Origin of the sequence: Allobosea psychrotolerans (assembly GCF_002917105.1) — a bacterium.
In the GTDB taxonomy this organism is placed as follows: Bacteria; Pseudomonadota; Alphaproteobacteria; order Rhizobiales; family Beijerinckiaceae; genus Allobosea; species Allobosea psychrotolerans.
Window position 1 is genome coordinate 23340 of record NZ_PQFZ01000017.1, and the last position, 15622, is coordinate 38961.

The 15622-nt window shown below is 66.6% G+C and carries 14 protein-coding genes and 1 pseudogene; 6 read left to right on the forward strand and 9 right to left on the reverse strand.

Annotation, left to right across the window (positions count from 1 at the left end; genetic code table 11):
* Positions 1-3: 3 nt before the first annotated feature.
* From CYD53_RS22950 to CYD53_RS22970, 5 genes are all read left to right on the forward strand, one after another.
* Positions 4-1452 (forward strand): acyl-CoA reductase, encoded by a 1449-nt coding sequence (locus tag CYD53_RS22950; protein WP_103720491.1) that lies wholly within the window; start codon positions 4-6, stop codon positions 1450-1452.
* Complete coding sequence (locus CYD53_RS22955; RefSeq protein ID WP_103720415.1) at positions 1442-2206, forward strand: ABC transporter ATP-binding protein; 765 nt, start codon at positions 1442-1444, stop codon at positions 2204-2206. The genes CYD53_RS22950 and CYD53_RS22955 overlap by 11 nt, the downstream gene beginning before the upstream one ends.
* Positions 2203-2964: an ABC transporter permease gene (locus tag CYD53_RS22960; protein ID WP_103720416.1), complete on the forward strand. Its 762-nt coding sequence runs from the start codon at positions 2203-2205 to the stop codon at positions 2962-2964. Before CYD53_RS22955 ends, CYD53_RS22960 begins: the two co-directional genes overlap by 4 nt.
* A 3-nt stretch (positions 2965-2967) precedes the next feature.
* Positions 2968-3951, forward strand: a complete 984-nt coding sequence (locus tag CYD53_RS22965) for an ABC transporter substrate-binding protein (protein WP_103720417.1) — start codon at positions 2968-2970, stop codon at positions 3949-3951.
* A 71-nt stretch (positions 3952-4022) separates the two neighbouring features.
* A complete protein-coding gene (locus CYD53_RS22970; protein ID WP_103720418.1) occupies positions 4023-4790 on the forward strand; it encodes an SDR family oxidoreductase in 768 nt (255 codons plus the stop codon).
* 199 nt (positions 4791-4989) lie between these two features.
* Here the strand turns inward: CYD53_RS22970 and CYD53_RS22975 are convergent, their stop codons facing one another.
* The 5 genes from CYD53_RS22975 to modA form a co-directional block, all read right to left on the reverse strand.
* Complete coding sequence (locus CYD53_RS22975; RefSeq protein WP_245928387.1) at positions 4990-7344, reverse strand: xanthine dehydrogenase family protein molybdopterin-binding subunit; 2355 nt, start codon at positions 7342-7344, stop codon at positions 4990-4992.
* A 105-nt stretch (positions 7345-7449) separates the two neighbouring features.
* On the reverse strand, positions 7450-7824 hold the full coding sequence (locus CYD53_RS22980) for a winged helix-turn-helix domain-containing protein (RefSeq protein ID WP_092164910.1): 375 nt from the start codon (positions 7822-7824) through the stop codon (positions 7450-7452).
* 78 nt (positions 7825-7902) lie between these two features.
* Entirely contained in the window at positions 7903-8991 is a 1089-nt protein-coding gene (modC, locus tag CYD53_RS22985) for a molybdenum ABC transporter ATP-binding protein (RefSeq protein WP_103720419.1), read from the reverse strand.
* The gene (gene modB, locus CYD53_RS22990; protein WP_103720420.1) at positions 8988-9686 is read right to left on the reverse strand and encodes a molybdate ABC transporter permease subunit; all 699 of its coding nucleotides are present in this window, start codon (positions 9684-9686) and stop codon (positions 8988-8990) included. The genes modC and modB overlap by 4 nt, the downstream gene beginning before the upstream one ends.
* Positions 9683-10465, reverse strand: coding sequence for a molybdate ABC transporter substrate-binding protein (gene modA, locus CYD53_RS22995; RefSeq protein WP_103720421.1), 783 nt, complete (start codon positions 10463-10465; stop codon positions 9683-9685). The genes modB and modA overlap by 4 nt, the downstream gene beginning before the upstream one ends.
* A 169-nt stretch (positions 10466-10634) precedes the next feature.
* On the opposite strand from modA, the pseudogene CYD53_RS23000 reads away from it, so the two are divergent.
* Positions 10635-10843, forward strand: a pseudogene (locus tag CYD53_RS23000) (TOBE domain-containing protein).
* Positions 10844-10874: 31 nt separating this feature from the next.
* Here CYD53_RS23000 and CYD53_RS23005 read toward each other — a convergent pair.
* The 4 genes from CYD53_RS23005 to CYD53_RS23020 all read right to left on the reverse strand — a co-directional run bounded on the left by CYD53_RS23005 (position 10875) and on the right by CYD53_RS23020 (position 15616).
* A complete protein-coding gene (locus tag CYD53_RS23005; protein WP_103720422.1) occupies positions 10875-12179 on the reverse strand; it encodes a TRAP transporter large permease in 1305 nt (434 codons plus the stop codon).
* Positions 12180-12243: 64 nt separating this feature from the next.
* Positions 12244-12852 (reverse strand): TRAP transporter small permease subunit, encoded by a 609-nt coding sequence (locus tag CYD53_RS23010; RefSeq protein ID WP_103720423.1) that lies wholly within the window; start codon positions 12850-12852, stop codon positions 12244-12246.
* Positions 12849-13853: a TRAP transporter substrate-binding protein gene (locus CYD53_RS23015; RefSeq protein WP_103720424.1), complete on the reverse strand. Its 1005-nt coding sequence runs from the start codon at positions 13851-13853 to the stop codon at positions 12849-12851. The genes CYD53_RS23010 and CYD53_RS23015 overlap by 4 nt, the downstream gene beginning before the upstream one ends.
* A gap of 134 nt (positions 13854-13987) precedes the next feature.
* Positions 13988-15616: a hydantoinase B/oxoprolinase family protein gene (locus CYD53_RS23020; protein ID WP_103720425.1), complete on the reverse strand. Its 1629-nt coding sequence runs from the start codon at positions 15614-15616 to the stop codon at positions 13988-13990.
* Positions 15617-15622: the final 6 nt, after the last annotated feature.

Genomic DNA, 15622 nt, shown 5'->3' on the forward strand with positions numbered 1-15622 from the left:
GTCATGACCGAATTTGCGGGGCATCTGCCTGGCTTGTCGGCCGGCGAGGTGGAGTGGAAGACGCTTCACTTCGGCGCCTGGGGCGAGGCGGCGGAGATCCGCGTGCCCGTGCTGAGCGAAGCGCAAGCCGCAGCGCTGGCGGGGCGCGTGCGCGATAATGCCCGCACCTATCTCAAGACCCTGCGCGTCGCCGAGATCACCGCGATCATCGACCAGGCGATCGCGCGCCTGCTCGATCGCAACGACCCCTGGCGGCAAAAGGTCGAAAGATTGCTGCCGATCGTGACGGGCTATGATGCCGAGATGATCCGGCTCGGCCTGACCGGTTATCTGAAGACCTTCCGGCAGCCGCAGCTCAAGCGCTTCCTGGCCGAGGATTTCGCCGATCCGCAGATCCTCGACGACTTCCAGCCCAGGCCGAAGGGCGGCTTCGCCAAGGCGTTCGGGCCGGATCTCTTGCTGCATGTCTGGGCCGGCAATGTTCCGGGCCTGCCGCTCTGGAGCCTGATATCGGGCCTGCTGGTCAAGGCCGGGAGCATCGGCAAGGTCGCCACCGCCGAGCCGCTGCTGGCAGGCTGGTTCGCCCGCATCCTGGCCGAGATCGATCCGCGGCTGGGCGAATGCCTCGCCGTGGTCTGGTGGAAGGGCGGCGACGAGGCCGGCGAGCGCGTGTGGCTCGCGCAGGCGGACGCCATCGTCGCCTATGGCGGCAATGATGCGCTGAAGGCGATCCGGGATCGCGCGCCCGTCACCGCCCGCTATTTGCCGCATGGCCACAAGATCGGCTTCGGCATGGTCGCGCGCGCAGCGCTGGATACGCGCAAGGCGGGCGCGCTCGCCCGGCGGGCCGCCTATGACGTGATGCGCTATGATCAGCAGGGCTGCTATTCCCCGCAGATGCTTTTCGTCGAGCGCGGCGGGCGTGTCTCGCCGCGCGAATTCTCCGCCTATGTCGGCCATGAGCTGGCGAGCTTCGCCCGCAAGCATCCGCGCCGCGCGCTTGCGATCGAGGAGGCTGCCGGCGTCGCGTCCTGGCGCGGCGCGCAGGAGCTTCGCGCCTTCAGCGGTGACCGCGACCTTCTCGGCGATTCCGCCGACAGCTGGAGCATCGTCCATGTCGAGGACGCGCAGGCGCTGGCCCCCAGTGGCCTGAACCGGACGCTTTCCATCGTCGCTGTCGACAGGCTCGACGATGTCGTCGGCCTGGTCGCCCCCTTCCGCTCCTTCCTCCAAAGCGCCGGGATCGCGGCGGAGCCCGAGGAGCTGTTCCGGCTTGCCGGTCTGCTCGGGCAGGTCGGCGTGACGCGCATCTGCGCGCTGGGCAGCATGACCGCGCCCGAGGCCGGCTGGCATAATGACGGGCGCTTCAACCTGCTCGACCTCGTCACCATGACCGAGATCGAGCATGCGGCGGAAGCTGCCGCGGACGGGTTCGCGCCTTATGTCGATTGAGCCGCACAGCGAAGGCTTCGTCGCCATCGACCGCGCGAGCTACGGCTATGGCGCCTGGCCCGCGATCGTCGATCATGTCGACTGGACGATCCCGCGCGGCGCGATCCATTGCCTGGTCGGGCGCAGCGGCTGCGGCAAGACGACCCTGCTGAAGCTCGCCGCCGGCCTGCTCCTGCCCGATGAGGGGATCGTCAGGATCGATGGCGCCGCCTTGCGCGAGCCGGGGCCGCAGATCGGCTTCGTCTTCCAGGCCCCGACTTTGCTGGACTGGGCGAGCGTGCTCGACAATGTGCTCCTGCCGATTTCGCTGAAGCGCCGTCCCCGCGCGGTGGACCGGGAGGCTGCGCTCGATCTGCTGAAACTGGTTTCGCTGGACGGCTATGCGCAGCGCTACCCAAGCGAATTGTCGGGCGGCCAGCAAAGCCGTGTCGCGGTCGCGCGCGCGCTGGTCACCCAGCCGGCGGTGCTGCTGCTCGACGAGCCTTTCGCCGCGCTCGACGCGCTGACCCGCGAGGAATTGCAGGACGACCTCCTGAGGCTCTGCGCCCTGCACGAAACGACGGTGCTGTTCGTGACCCACGACATCACCGAGGCGGTCTATCTGGCCGATCGCGTCGCGGTGATGGCGGCGGGGCGTTTGCACCATCAGATCGCCGTGGACCTGCCCCGGCCGCGCCAACGCGAAATGCGCTACGGCCAGGCCTTCAACGCGCTCTGTCGCGAGTTGCGGCAGGCGATGGATCTGGCGCCATGACCGCCACGATGATCGCGCGCCTGTCCTCGGCCCTGCTGCTGCTGGTCCTGCTCGCCGGCTGGGAGCTCTATTGTCGCCTGGCCGGCGTGCCGGCGCTGATCGTGCCGGCCCCCTCGGCCGTGCTGGCGACGCTGTGGAGCGAGATCGCCAGCGGGCGCCTGCTGCCGCATCTGCAGATCACGGCGACCGAGATGGCGCTTGGCCTCGCCTTGGGCTGCGCGGTCGGGCTCGCGGCCGGGATCGTGCTGGCGGAGGTCGGGTTCCTGCGCCGCCTGCTGCATCCCTACATCGTTGCCAGCCAGGTCGTGCCCAAGCTCGCGCTCGGCCCGCTCTTTATCATCTGGTTCGGCTTCGGCATGACCTCGACGGTGGTGATCACCGCCCTGATCTGCTTCTTCCCACTGATGGAGAACACCATGACCGGCCTGGGTCAGGTCGATCCGGCGCGCCGTGAGCTATTCCGCATGCTGGGCGCGACGCGTCTCCAGACCTTGCTGCGGTTGAAGCTGCCGAGCGCCTTGCCGGTGATCATGGCGGGCGTCCGCGTCGCTGTCGTGCTGGCGCTGGTCGGCGCCGTCGTCGGCGAGTTCATCGGCGGCAGGGCTGGGCTCGGCGCCTCCATCATCGCTGCCCAGAGCGTGATGGATTCAGGCCTGATGTTCGCGCTCTTCATCGTGATCACGCTCATGGGAATGCTGTTCTACCAGGGCGCGACCTGGCTCGAGCGCCTGCTGCTTCGCCATCATCTGAAAGGATAGTCCATGTTCAGCCCCTCACGTCGCTGCATCGCCCTGGCGCTGGCTTTCTCCGCCATGCTGGGCTGTGCCAGCCGGGCGCAAACCCTGGACACGGTCACCGTCGCCGGCTGGAGCCAGCCGATCAGCGAGATCACCAACCTGCTCGCCGAACCCGACAAGGGCTTCTTCAAGGCGAAGGGGATCGCGCTGGATTATGTCCCGGGCACGGGCGGCGGCTCCGCCATCCAGACCATGCTGACCGGCAAGGCCGACATCGCCTTCACCGACCCGGCCTCGCTCTATCTCGCCCTCGACAAGGGCGAGAAGCTGGTGGCGATCTACAATATCTATCCGCAGAACGTCTTCAACGTGGTCGCGCCCAAGAGCGCCGGGATCAAGGGACCGGCGGACCTCAAGGGCAAGCGCGTCGGCGTCTACAGCCTGTCGAGCGGCACGCGCCAGAACCTGCAGGTGCTGCTGCAGCAGGTCGGCTTGACCGAGAGCGACGTCACCATCGAGGTCACGGGCCTGCTGAACTTCGCGCCGCTGATCCAGGGGCAGGTCGACGCCACCGCCGCGACCGATACGGGCCTTCTGGTCGGCCGGATGAAGGGCCTGCCCGAGGTCGACATCATCGAGGTCAAGGACCATCTCAACCTGCCCAGCGACATCTTCGTGGTAACGCAGGCGACCTATGAGGCGAAGAAGCCGCTGCTGAAGCGCTTTCTCGCCGCCTATCGCGACAGCGCGGCCTGGATGATCGCCAAGCCCGATGAGGCTGCGAAGATCGCCGTCACCCGCGCCATCAATGGCCGCGACGAGGCGCTCAATCTGGAGATCATCAAGCTGCGCAACCGCTCCACCGTCTCCCCGACCACCGACAGCAAGGGCCTGGGCCATTTCGACCCCGAGCCGATGCAGAAGGGGGCCGATACCTTCAGGCAGCTCGGCCTGATCGCCAAGCCGATCGATATCGGGCAGGTCGTCAAATCCGACCTGATCCCATAGAGCAGGATGCGAAAAAGTGGGCACCGGTTTTTCGCATTGATCCTGCTCTAACTTTTAGATGGGCGAGCGCCATGAATTTCCGCGACAGGACCATCATCGTCACGGGCGCGAGCCGGGGCATCGGGGCTGCGCTTGCAAAAGCTTTCGCCGCCGAGGGCGGGCTCGTCGTCGTCAACTACCGCAGCAATGAGGCGGCGGCGCTGCAGGTCGTCGAGGCTTGCCGGGCGCTGGGCGGGCAGGCCCTGGCGATCGCAGCCGATGTAACCTCGGAGAGCGAGGTCGCAGCGATGATGGCGCGCATCGCCGACGAGGTCGGCAAGGTCGACGCCGTCGTCAACAACGCTTTCGCGCCCTATGTCTTCGATCCCGATGACCGGACGCGCTTCTGGGACACACCGTGGTCGGCCTATCAGGCGCAATTCGATGGCGCGCTGAAAGCGACCTACAACATCTGCCAGGCCGTGCTGCCCTTGATGAAGCAGCGGCTGCGGGGCAGCATCGTCAACATGACGAGCGATCTCGTCGCGCGCCCGAGCATTCCCTATCACGACTACACCACGGCGAAATCGGCCCTGATCGGCTTCAGCCGGACCCTTGCCGCCGAGCTCGGCCCCCTGGGGATCCGGGTCAATTGCGTGGCACCCGGGCTGGTCTATCCGACCGATGCGAGCCGCGCGACCAAGGAGGAGGTGAGGGACGCCCTCATTGCCCAGACGCCGCTGCGCCGGATCGCGGCGCCCGAGGACATCACCGGCCCCGTCCTCTTCCTCGCCTCGGACTGGAGCGGCTTCGTCACCGGGCAGACGCTCCATGTCGATGGTGGGCTGGTGATGACTTAGCGTATATCGTCCTGGCTCTGGAACACGCCGTCATTCCGGGGCGCCGCGAAGCGCGAGCCTGGAGCCCAGAACCGATGCGGGCTCCAAAGAAGCCTCTGATATCAAAGCCTGACGAAGAGCCGTATCGGTTCTGGGTTCCGGGCTCAGGTCTGCGGCCTGCCCCGGAATGACGGCGTGGTTCTATCGCAGGGGGCCGTTTCTAAGGCTTTTGGGCCGTCCGCGCATCTCTGATCGCCCGCCAGACGCGGGCAGGGGTTGCGGGCATGTCGAGATGCGTCACGCCGAGCGGGCGCAACGCGTCGAGGACGGCGTTCATCACCGTTTGCGGTGCGCCGATGCAGCCGGCCTGGCCCGAGCCTTTCGCGCCCAGAGGATTGGCTTTCGTCGGCACCTCGACCATTTCCAGATCGAAGAACGGAATGTCGTCGGCGCGCGGCATGGCGTAGTCCATGAAGGTCGCGCTGAGCAGCTGGCCTGAATCGGGGTCGTAGAGCGCCTCTTCGAGCAGGGCCTGCCCGATGCCTTGCGCCAGCCCGCCATGGACTTGGGCTTCCGTCAGCAGCGGATTGACCAATCGGCCATAATCGTCGACGGCGACATAGCGCTCCAGCGACACGGCTCCCGTCTCGGGATCGATCTCGACCTCGGCGACCTGCGCGCCGTTTGGAAAAGTGATGACGTCGCAGACATTGTCGCCATGGCTGCTCAGCGCCGCGCCGGTGCTTTCCGCGACATGCCGGGCAATCGTGAAGAGATCGATTTCCTTCGCCAGGCCGTCGGCTCCGGTCTCCGTGCGAAAGCGACCATCGCCGAAGGTGAGCTCGCCCGTTGCGACCTGCAGCAATTGCGCCGCGACTGGGAGCGCCCTGGCGATCAGGTCGTCGGCCGCCATCAGCAACGCCGTCCCGCCCAGATGCAAGGAGCGCGCCCCGCCATGGCCGCCGCCGCGCGGCACCAGGGCGGTGTCGCCCTGCACCAGCTGGAAGGTCTCGACGGGCAGTCCCAGCCGCTGTGCTGCGACCTGGGCGAAGCTTGTCTCATGACCCTGGCCGTTGGATTGCGTGCCGACCGCCATGTCGATGGTGCCGTCGCGCCGCACGGTCAGCCAGGCCTCTTCATTGGGCTGGCCGCGCGACGTCTCCAGAAAGCAGCCGATGCCAAAGCCGCGCAGCTTGCCGTGCTTCTTCGCTTCGCGCTTGCGCCTGGCGAAGCCGGCGCGGTCGGCCGCGGCCAGGACCCGGTCGAGATTTTCCGCGAACGTTCCGCAATCGATCACGGTGCCGAAGGCGCTGCGATGGGGAAAACGCCGGATGAAGTTGCGCCGGCGCAGTTCCGCCGGATCGATCGCGAGCTGATACGCGGCCGTGTCGATCAGCCGCTCCAGCAGATAGTTGGCCTCCGGCTTGCCTGCCCCGCGATAGGCATCGATCGGCGCCGTGTTGGTGAAGACGCCGCGTACATCCATCGTCATGGCCGGGATGTCGTAGAGCCCGCCCATCGCGGTCGATGGTGAATTCGTCGAGCTTCCCGGGCCGAGCGAGGAGACATAGGCGCCGAGATTGCCGAGCGTCTCCACCGCCAGCGCCAGGAAACGGCCCTTGGCGTCGAGCGCCAGCCGCGCCTCGGTGAGGTTGTCGCGGCCATGCACGCCGCTGGTGAACTCGTCGAGGCGGTCGGCCGTCCAGTGCACGGGCCGCGCGAGCCTGCGCGCCGCCCACAGCACCAGGGCATATTCGGGATAGGTGACGTTCTTCATGCCGAAGCCGCCGCCGACATCGGGGCAGGAGACTTCGATCCTGTCGAGGGGCAGGCCGAAGACGCCCTCAGCCAGCTCGCGACGGATGGCGTGCACCGAAGCGCCGCTGATCGCCAGGCTGTAGACCCCGCTCACCGGATCGAAGCGGCCGAGCGCGATGCGCGGCTCCATGGCGGCGGCCACGATGCGGTTGTTGACGAGGTCGCAGGAGGCGACATGGGCGGCGCTCGCAAAGGCCTTCGCCACCGCCTCCCGGTCGCCGCGCTCGAAGCGGAAGGCCAGGTTGCCCGGAGCTTCCGGCCAGATCTGCGCGGCCTCAGGGTCCAGCGCGCCGCGCAGTTCCGTCACCGCGGGCAGGATGTCATAATCGACGACGACCTGCTCGCAGGCGTCGCGCGCCGCCTCGCGGCTCTCGGCGACGACGAAGGCGACGAGGTCGCCGACATGGCGCACCCGCTCGCGCGCCAATGGAAAGCGCGGTGGCACGACCAGCGGATCGACTGTCTTGACGACGATGTAGCAGGGCAGGGGGTGAAGCCCGTCGAGATCGTCGGCGGTGTAGACGCCCCGCACACCGGGCATCACGGCGGCTGCCGCGGTATCGATCGCGAGGATGCGGGCATGGGCATGGGGCGAGCGCACCATGGCGGCGAAGAGTTCGCCGGGGACGGGTTGATCGTCGAGATAACGGCCCGCGCCGGTGAGAAAGCGCTGATCCTCGCGTCGCCGCAACGAACGCGGGTCATCGGGCGCGGGGACCATGCGCGTGGCGTCCGAGGCGATCAGGCCGTCATTCATATCGCTTCGCTCTCGCCTTAATGCCTCGAGCGGCCTGGTCGCCGCCATCACGACTGTTCGGATGCAACCGCTTTGCCATCCGGGTGGCTGGCACCCAACGGGACATCAGGAGGTCGGCTCGGCTGCAGCATCCCGCAGGGCGTCGATGTGGAGGGCGGCCGCTTTCATGGCCTTGCTCTCGATGGCCCGGTAATGCGCCACGATCTCGCGGCCCATTGGCGTCAGATGCGCGCCGCCGCCCTTGGCGCCGCCGGGCGCGGCCTCGACGAGCGGCTGGCGAAACATCCGGTTGAGATTGTCGACCAGGAGCCAGGCCCGGCGATAGGACATCGCCATGGCGCGTCCGGCGCCCGAGATCGAACCCGATGCCTCGATCGCCTCCAAGAGCTCGACCTTGCCCGGTCCGAGCCGGCCGATCGGCACAAGGTCGATCCTGATGCTGATCAGGGCGGAGGGTTTTTGCCGGGCGGTTTCGGGCATGTCGGCATCCTGTTGCTTCCATCGGTTCTAAACAGGTTTTTGCCGGACCGCACCGACAGCTTCCGATCGAGCCGAGCCTCAGCTCGTCTCGACAGAAACGCTCTTGATCACCGCATAGACCTGGCTGCCTTGCCTCAGCGCCAGGGCCGCCACGGATTTCGCGGTCAGGCGCGCCAGAAGGCTCGCGCCATTGCAGTCGATGACCAGCTCGATTGCCGCGCCCCCACGCGTCCTGCCGATTTCGGCGATCGTGCCCGGCAGGATGTTGAGCGCGCTTACGCCGGTCGGCAGTGTCAGGCTGATCAGGACGTCGCTGGCGAGGATGCGGACCCGGACATGCCCGCCGAACGGCAAGGCGCTGCGCGAGACCTGCAACAGGCCGGCCTGGGTTCTCAGGCTGGTCAGGTGGTATTCGGCATCGTAGCCGACGATCTCGGCTTCCAGGATGGAGCCGGCCTCGGCCGCCCCCGACAAGCCGGCGACGTCCAACCGTGACATCACCTCTGCCGTCGGGCCGCAGGCCTTGATGGCGCCCTGATCGACAACGACCAGCGTCGTCGCCAGCCGCGCCACTTCCGCAACCGAGTGCGAGACATAGACGATGGGAATGCCGATCTCGTCGCGCAGACGCTCGATATAGGGCAGGATTTCGACCTTGCGCGCCTCATCGAGCGAGGCCAGCGGCTCGTCCATCAAGAGCAGCCGGGGATTGGCCAGCAAGGCACGGCCGATCGCTATGCGCTGCTTCTCGCCTCCCGACAGGCCGGCCGGCCTGCGCTCGAGCAGATGGCCGATCCCGAGCAGGTCCAGCACGGCCTCAAAGGCGATGCTGTCGCGCCCTTCGCGAGGCGCGAACCAGCGCCCGAACAGCAGGTTCTGGCGCACCGTCAGATGGGGAAAGAGCCGCGCCTCCTGGAAGACATAGCCGATCCGCCGTCGGTGCTTGGGCACGAAAACGCCGTGCCTGGTGTCGACCAGCACCTCACCGTCGACGAGGACGCGCCCGCGCGCCGGGCGGATGAGGCCGCCGATGACGTTGACGAGCGAGGTCTTGCCGGAGCCCGAGCGGCCGAACAGCGCCGTCAGGCGCCCGTTGGAGGTGAAGTTGGCGTCGAGCTTGAACTGGCCCAGCTGGTGCTCGACCGCGATCTCGATGAGCGGGCTCATTCGACCGCGATCCTGCGTCCGACGAAACGCGCCATCCATTCCGAGACGAAGAGCGCCGCGACCGAGATCGCGATCGAGATCAGCGTCAGGCGCGTCGCGCCGGCCTCGCCGCCGGGCACCTGGGTGAAGGTGTAGATCGCCGAAGGCAAGGTCTGCGTTTCGCCCGGGATGTTGGAGACGAAGGTGATGGTCGCGCCGAACTCGCCCATCGCCTTGGCGAAGCACAAGATCATGCCGACGACGATGCCGGGCAGGCAAAGCGGCAGCGTGACGACGAGGAAGACCCAGGCGGGGCTGGCGCCGAGCGTGCCGGCTGCGTCCTCCAGCTTGCGGTCGACCGCCTCGATCGAGAGGCGGATGGCGCGCACCATCAGGGGAAAGCCCATGACCGCGGCGGCGAGCACTGCGCCGGTCCAGCGAAAGGAGAGCACGATGCCGAAATAATCATAGAGGAACTGACCGATCGGCCCGCGCCGGCCAAAGCCGATCAGCAGGAGATAGCCGGTCACGACGGGCGGCATGATCAACGGCAGATGGACGGCCGCATCGAGCAATGACTTGCCCCAGAAGCGGCCGCGCGCGAGCAGGAAGGCGACGCCGAGCCCGAGCGGCAGGCTCGCGAGCATGGCGGTCGTCGCGACGATCAGGCTCAGGCGGACAGCCGTCCATTCCTCGGGAGACAACCAGTCGTTCACGAGGCGTTGGCGGCCCTGTTCAGCACGGTGAAGCCTTGGCGCTCGAAGGCGGCCTTCGGCCCGGCGCCGCGCAGATAGCTCAGGAAGCCCTGCGCGTCAGGATTGCTCGCATCCTTGGTCACCGCGACGGGATAGATGATCGGCGGGTGCGAATCCTCCGGGAAGACCGCCGCGACCTTGACCTTGGGGTCGGCAGCCGCATCGGTGGCGTAGACGATGCCGAGCGGCGCCTCGCCACGCGACACCAGGAGCAGGGCGGCGCGGACATTGTCCGCCTGCGCGATCTTGTCCTTGACCTTGTCCCAGCCGCCGAGCTTCTCCAGCGCAGCCTTGCCGTATTTGCCGGCCGGCACCGACTCGACATTGCCCATGGCAAGGCGGCCGGAGCCGAGCGCCGCGCTCAGATCGACGCCGGAAGCCAGGGCGATCTTCGCCGTCGAATCCGAGGGGGCGACCAGCACGATCCGGTTGGCCAGCAGGCTGATCCGCGTCTCCGGCCTGATCAGGTTCTTGCTCGCCGCATAATCCATCCAGTCGAGATCGGCCGAGAGGAAGAGATCGGCCGGAGCACCCTGTTCGAGCTGCTTGGCGAGGGCATTGCTGGCTGCATAGGAAATCTTTGGAGCCGGTTTGCCGGTTTCCTTCACCCAGGCGGCCGCGGCTTCGTCGAGCGCGTTCTTCAGGCTCGCGGCCGCGAAGATGACGAGTTCCTTGGTCTGGGCCTGCGCGGTCGCGATATTCGTGCCGAAACCGAGCAGGAGCGCGGCAGCGACACCCATCACACATCGGCGGTTCGTCGTCATCCGCGTTCACCCTCGTCGGATTGGCCTGCGTTCTGTCTGATTGAATATAACGACTGCCGCAACAGGTCGAGCCCAACAATAGCCCCGAGCTCGGAACGGCGCTCTGTTCCAGGGCCGGCCGACCCATTCGCTTCAGAAAAATGCCGTGACGATCGGCGCCCGCAACCAGCTCAAAGGCACGATCGTCGCGATCACCAAGGGCGCGACGCGACCGCCCATGTCCGCCTCGATGCCGGCGGTGCGATCGTGACTTCGGCGATCACCAATGCAGCGGTGGAGGAACTCAAGCTCGCTATCGGGCAGCAGGCCTATGCCGTGGTCAAGGCGTCCGACGCGATGATCGCGATCGACTGAAGCCAGTGGCCGCTCGGCCGGGCGAGGGCGCTTACCCGGCCAGCACTTTCGGCAGCCACAGCACGATCTCGGGATAGACCGTCAAGATCAGGGTGAACAGGATCAGGATGACCAGATAGGGGAAGGTCACCTTGGCGATGTAGCCGAGACCGTCCCCGGTCAGGCCCTGGATCACGAACAGGTTGAAGCCGACCGGCGGCGTGATCTGCGCCATCTCCACCACCAGCACCATGAAGACGCCGAACCAGATCGGGTCGAACCCCGCCTGCTTCACGATCGGTAGCACGATCGGCAGCGTCATCACGATCATCGAGAAGCCGTCGAGGAAGCAGCCGAGCACGATGTAGAAGGCGATCAGCGCGACGATCAGCATGAAGGGCGTCAGGTTCAGTCCCTTGACGAAGGCGGCGACCGCCTGGGGAATGCCCAGGAAGGCGGCGGCATTGCCCAGGATCGAGGCGCCCAGCACGATCAGCGCGATCATCGAGCAGGTGATCACCGAGCCGATCAGGATGCCCTTGATCGCCTCGAAATTCAGCGAACCCTGGAAGGCGGTGACGAGCGCCGCGCCGAGCACACCGACCGCGGCGGCCTCGGACGGCGTCGCGATGCCGCCATACATCGAGCCGAGCACGCACAGGATCAGGAACAGCGCCGGCGCCAGATCGCGCAGGGCGGAAAAGCGCTCGCGCCAGCTCAACTTGCGCAGATCGTTCTCGGCCTGGGGCACGAGATCGCCGCGCAGCGTGGTGTGGATCATCACCCAGGCCATGAAGGTGCTCGCGAGCAGGAGGCCGGGCAGGAAGCCGGCCGTGAACAGCTTCAGGATCGAGACGTCGCCGAGCACGCCATAGATGATCATGATGTTGGAGGGCGGGATCAGGAAGCCGAGCGTGCCGGCGCCCGCCAGCGAGCCGATGGCGATGTCCTTGGAGTAGCCGCGCTTGAGCAATTCGGTGAGCGCGATGCGCCCGACGACCTGGGTGGTCGCAGCAGAGGAGCCGGAGATCGCCGCGAAGATCGTGCAACCGAAGATGTTCACATGCAGCAAGCGCCCGGGCAGCAACCCGGCCCAGGGCGCGAGCCCCTTGAACAAGGAGCGCGACAGATGCGTGCGGAACAGCAATTCACCCATCAGGATGAAGAGCGGCAGCGCCAGCAATTCCTGCGTGGTCAGGATGTTCCAGGCATATTGCGGCAAGAGCCGGTCGAGCGGCATCGAGCGGAACAGGAAGAGCAGCACCGTGCCGGTCAGCGCGAGCGTCAGACCGATCCACAACCCGCTGGCCAGGAGGCCGAACAGGATCGCGAACATGACGATGACTTCGATGGGCATGGGCATGATCCCGACCGGCGTGCCGGTCTGCGAGTAAGGGAAGGGCGCTGTAGCGAGGCGCTGCTCAATCCGCCGGGGATGCGGCCTTCATGGAGTGGTCTTCCAGCGGCAGGCCGAGCCCCGCCTGGATGACGCGCGCGAGGTACTGCAGGGTCAAAAGCAGCATGCCGAAGGTCACGACAGCCTGGGGGAACCAGATCGGCGTATCGCTCGAGACTGAGGTCTGGCCCCGGCTGAACGAGCCCCAGGCGAATCGCACCATCGCGTAGGTCAGGAAGCTCATGAAGGCGAAGCCGAGCAGCGCCGCCAGGGCCTCGAGCGGCCGCCGCAAGGCCGGCGGCGCCTTGCCGATCAGCAGAGTGACGCGGACATGGCCGCCCGCCCGCAGCGTCATGGCGGCCCCAAAAGTGAAGGAGGCCGCCATCAGATAGGAGGAATACTCCCACGCCACCGGGATGGAGGCGGGGAAGAAGGGCAGGAAATTCGACAGGAAGCGGGTGCCGATCTCGCACAGCATGAGCAAGGTCAGCGCCAGCAGGCAGCCGCCGCCGATCCAGCCGTCGAGGCGGCTCAGCCGGTCGATCGCGTCGAGCAGGGCGCGCAGGGCCGCCGGAACGGCGACCGCTTGCGGTTCGGCAAACCTTGGCGGTTCGGAGGGAGAGGCGGTGGTCACGAGCCGCGCTTCATCTCGGCGAGATAGGCCTTCACCGGCTTGTCGGCGGCGGGAACACGCTTGAGGAAGGCGTCGAGCAGCGGCGCGGTCTTGGCGCGCAGCTCGGCCATCATCGGCGCGGGCACCGGCACGACCTCCATGCCGCCCTCGGTCAGGCGCTTCAGGCTGTCGGTATCGGCCTTGACCGAGGCCGCCCAGAAATCGGGTTCGAGCTTGACGGCGATCTCTTCCATCGCCTTGCGCTCCTCGGGCTTCAGCTTCTTCCAGCTGTCGAGATTGATGGTGACCATCTCGGACGACCAGACATGGTTGGTCGGCAGCACGTATTTCAGGAACTCCCAGAACTTGCCGTCGACGCCCGACACCGCCGAGGTCGAGACGCCCGAGACCACGCCCGAGGCCAGAGCCGGCACAGTCTCGCCCCAGGGGATCAGGACCGGCGACATGCCGACCGCGTTGAGCATGTCGACGGCGTTCTTGTCGGGCACGCGGATCTTGATGCCCTTCAGCATCTCGACCGTGGTCGCCTTGGCCTTGAGCTGCAGATATTGCGTCGGCCAGGGTACGATGAAGAGGATCTTCTGGTTGTTGCGCTCGGCGATCTTGTCGTATTCGGGCCGCACATATTTGTGCAGGACCTTGAGTTCTTCGGGCGTGCCGACGAGGAAGGGCACGCTTTCCACGCCCATGAAAGGCTCGTCGCCGACCTGCTGGATGTTGAGGATATCGGCCATCGGCACGATGCCGTCGCGCACGGCGCGCAGATGCTCGGGCCCCTTGAAGCCGAGCTGGCCGCCGGCCTTGACCAGGATATCGACGCTGCCATTCGTCGCCTTCTTGACCTCTGCGGCGTAGCGCATGGCGTTTTGCGTGTGGAAATTGCTTTCGGGCCAGACGGTCGAGAGATCGAGCTGGGTTTGTGCGGCAGCAGGCTGGGCCAGCATGCCGAGCAACCCCATTCCCAGCAGAAACGCGCGCCGCGCGATGCGATGGTCCGCCATGATCCGTAAGCCCTTCCAGTGAAGTCGTTTGTCGGTGGGGGAGAAAGCAAATCCCCGGCCAACTACGGGCCGGGGCTGCGGGCTTGAGCATCGGCCCGAAAAGTGGAATCCGGTTTTCGGAAGAAGCCGATGCACTAGCTTGCGCTGACCAGCTCTTCCTCGATGTCGCGTTTCAGCAGGGCCGGGTCGCGCTCGGCCGGGTTGCCGATGCCGGCGCCGCCCGGCGTCAGGACGACCAGCCGGTCTCCCGCCGGAATCTCCTGAAAGCCCTTGCCCTTGAGCTTCTTGCCGGATTTGAGCCCGACATAGCCGGCGGCTCCGTTGCCGCCGCCATCGCGTCCGCGCGGCGGATGGTCGATCCGGTCGAAGGCCGCCAGGATCTCGAAGGAGGCATCGACCCCGCTTTCGATTTCGATGATCTGGCCGTGGCCGCCGCGTGTGCGACCATTGCCGCCGCTGTCGGGGCGCAGCTCCTTCTTCCAGAAGATCAGGGGCGTCTGCGTCTCGGCGATCTCGACCGGGGTACCGCGCACGCCGCTGGGATAGGCGGTGGCCGAGAGCCCGTCCTTGTCGAAGCGCGCGCCGGTGCCGCCATTGCTGGTGACGGCCATGGCGAAACCGTAATTGCCCTGCGCGCCGGCATGCGTCCGGCCGCGCACGTTCAAGTTCCACAGGCAGGAGGTGCCTTCCGCCGGTACACGCTCCGGGATGACCTGGCGCAGGCAGCCGAAGACGACGTCAGGCAGCATCTGGCCGATGACATGGCGCGAGGAGACGGCCGCCGGCTTGGGCGCGTTCAGGATCGAGCCCGATGGCGCGGAAACGGTCAGCGGGCCCAATGAGCCGGCATTGTTGGGGATCTGGGCGGCGACGACGCAGCCCAGCCCGAAAACGGTATAAGCGGTGGTATAGGAATGCGGCACGTTGATGCCGCGCTGCGCCTGCGGCGAGGTGCCGGTGAAATCGACATGGATGCCGTCATCCGAGATGGTCAGTTCGGCGGCGAGCGTGACCGGCACGTCATAGCCGTCGACCACCATCTCATTGCGCCAGCTGCCTTTCGGCAGCTTGGCGATCTCGGCCAGCACGGCTTCGCGTGAGCGCGCGCAGATATGCTCGGCGAGCTCGTCGAGCGTCTCGATGCCGAACTCATCCATCATCTCGACGAGGCGCTTCGCGCCCATGTCGTTGCAGGCGGCGAGCGAATAGGTGTCGCCCTCGGTATCGACGGGTTGGCGCGTATTGGCGCGGATGATCGCCATGACGTTCTGGTCGACCTTGCCGGCGTCGATCAGTTTCAGCATCGGCAGATAAAGCCCCTCCATGAAGACGTCGGTGGCGTCGGGCCCGAAGCCGATGCCGCCGATATCCATCAGATGGCTGGTGCAGGAGAACAGCGCGACCGGCTTGCCGTTTCTGAAGGCGGGCGTCGTCACGACGAAGTCGTTGAGATGGCCGGTGCCCATCCAGGGGTCGTTGGTGATGTAGGCGTCGCCTTCCTTCATCGTCTCGATCGGGAAATGGCGGATGAAGTGCTTCACCGATTCCGCCATGGAGTTGACATGGCCCGGCGTGCCGGTGACGCCCTGAGCCAGCATCCGGCCCTGCAGGTCGAAGACGCCGGCGGAGATGTCGCCGCATTCGCGCACGATCGGCGAAAACGCCGTGCGCATCAGGATCTGGCCCTGTTCCTCCACCACCGCGATCAGGCGGTTCCACATGATCTGGAGATCGATCAGGCTGATCTTGTCGGTCTGGCTCATCTGATC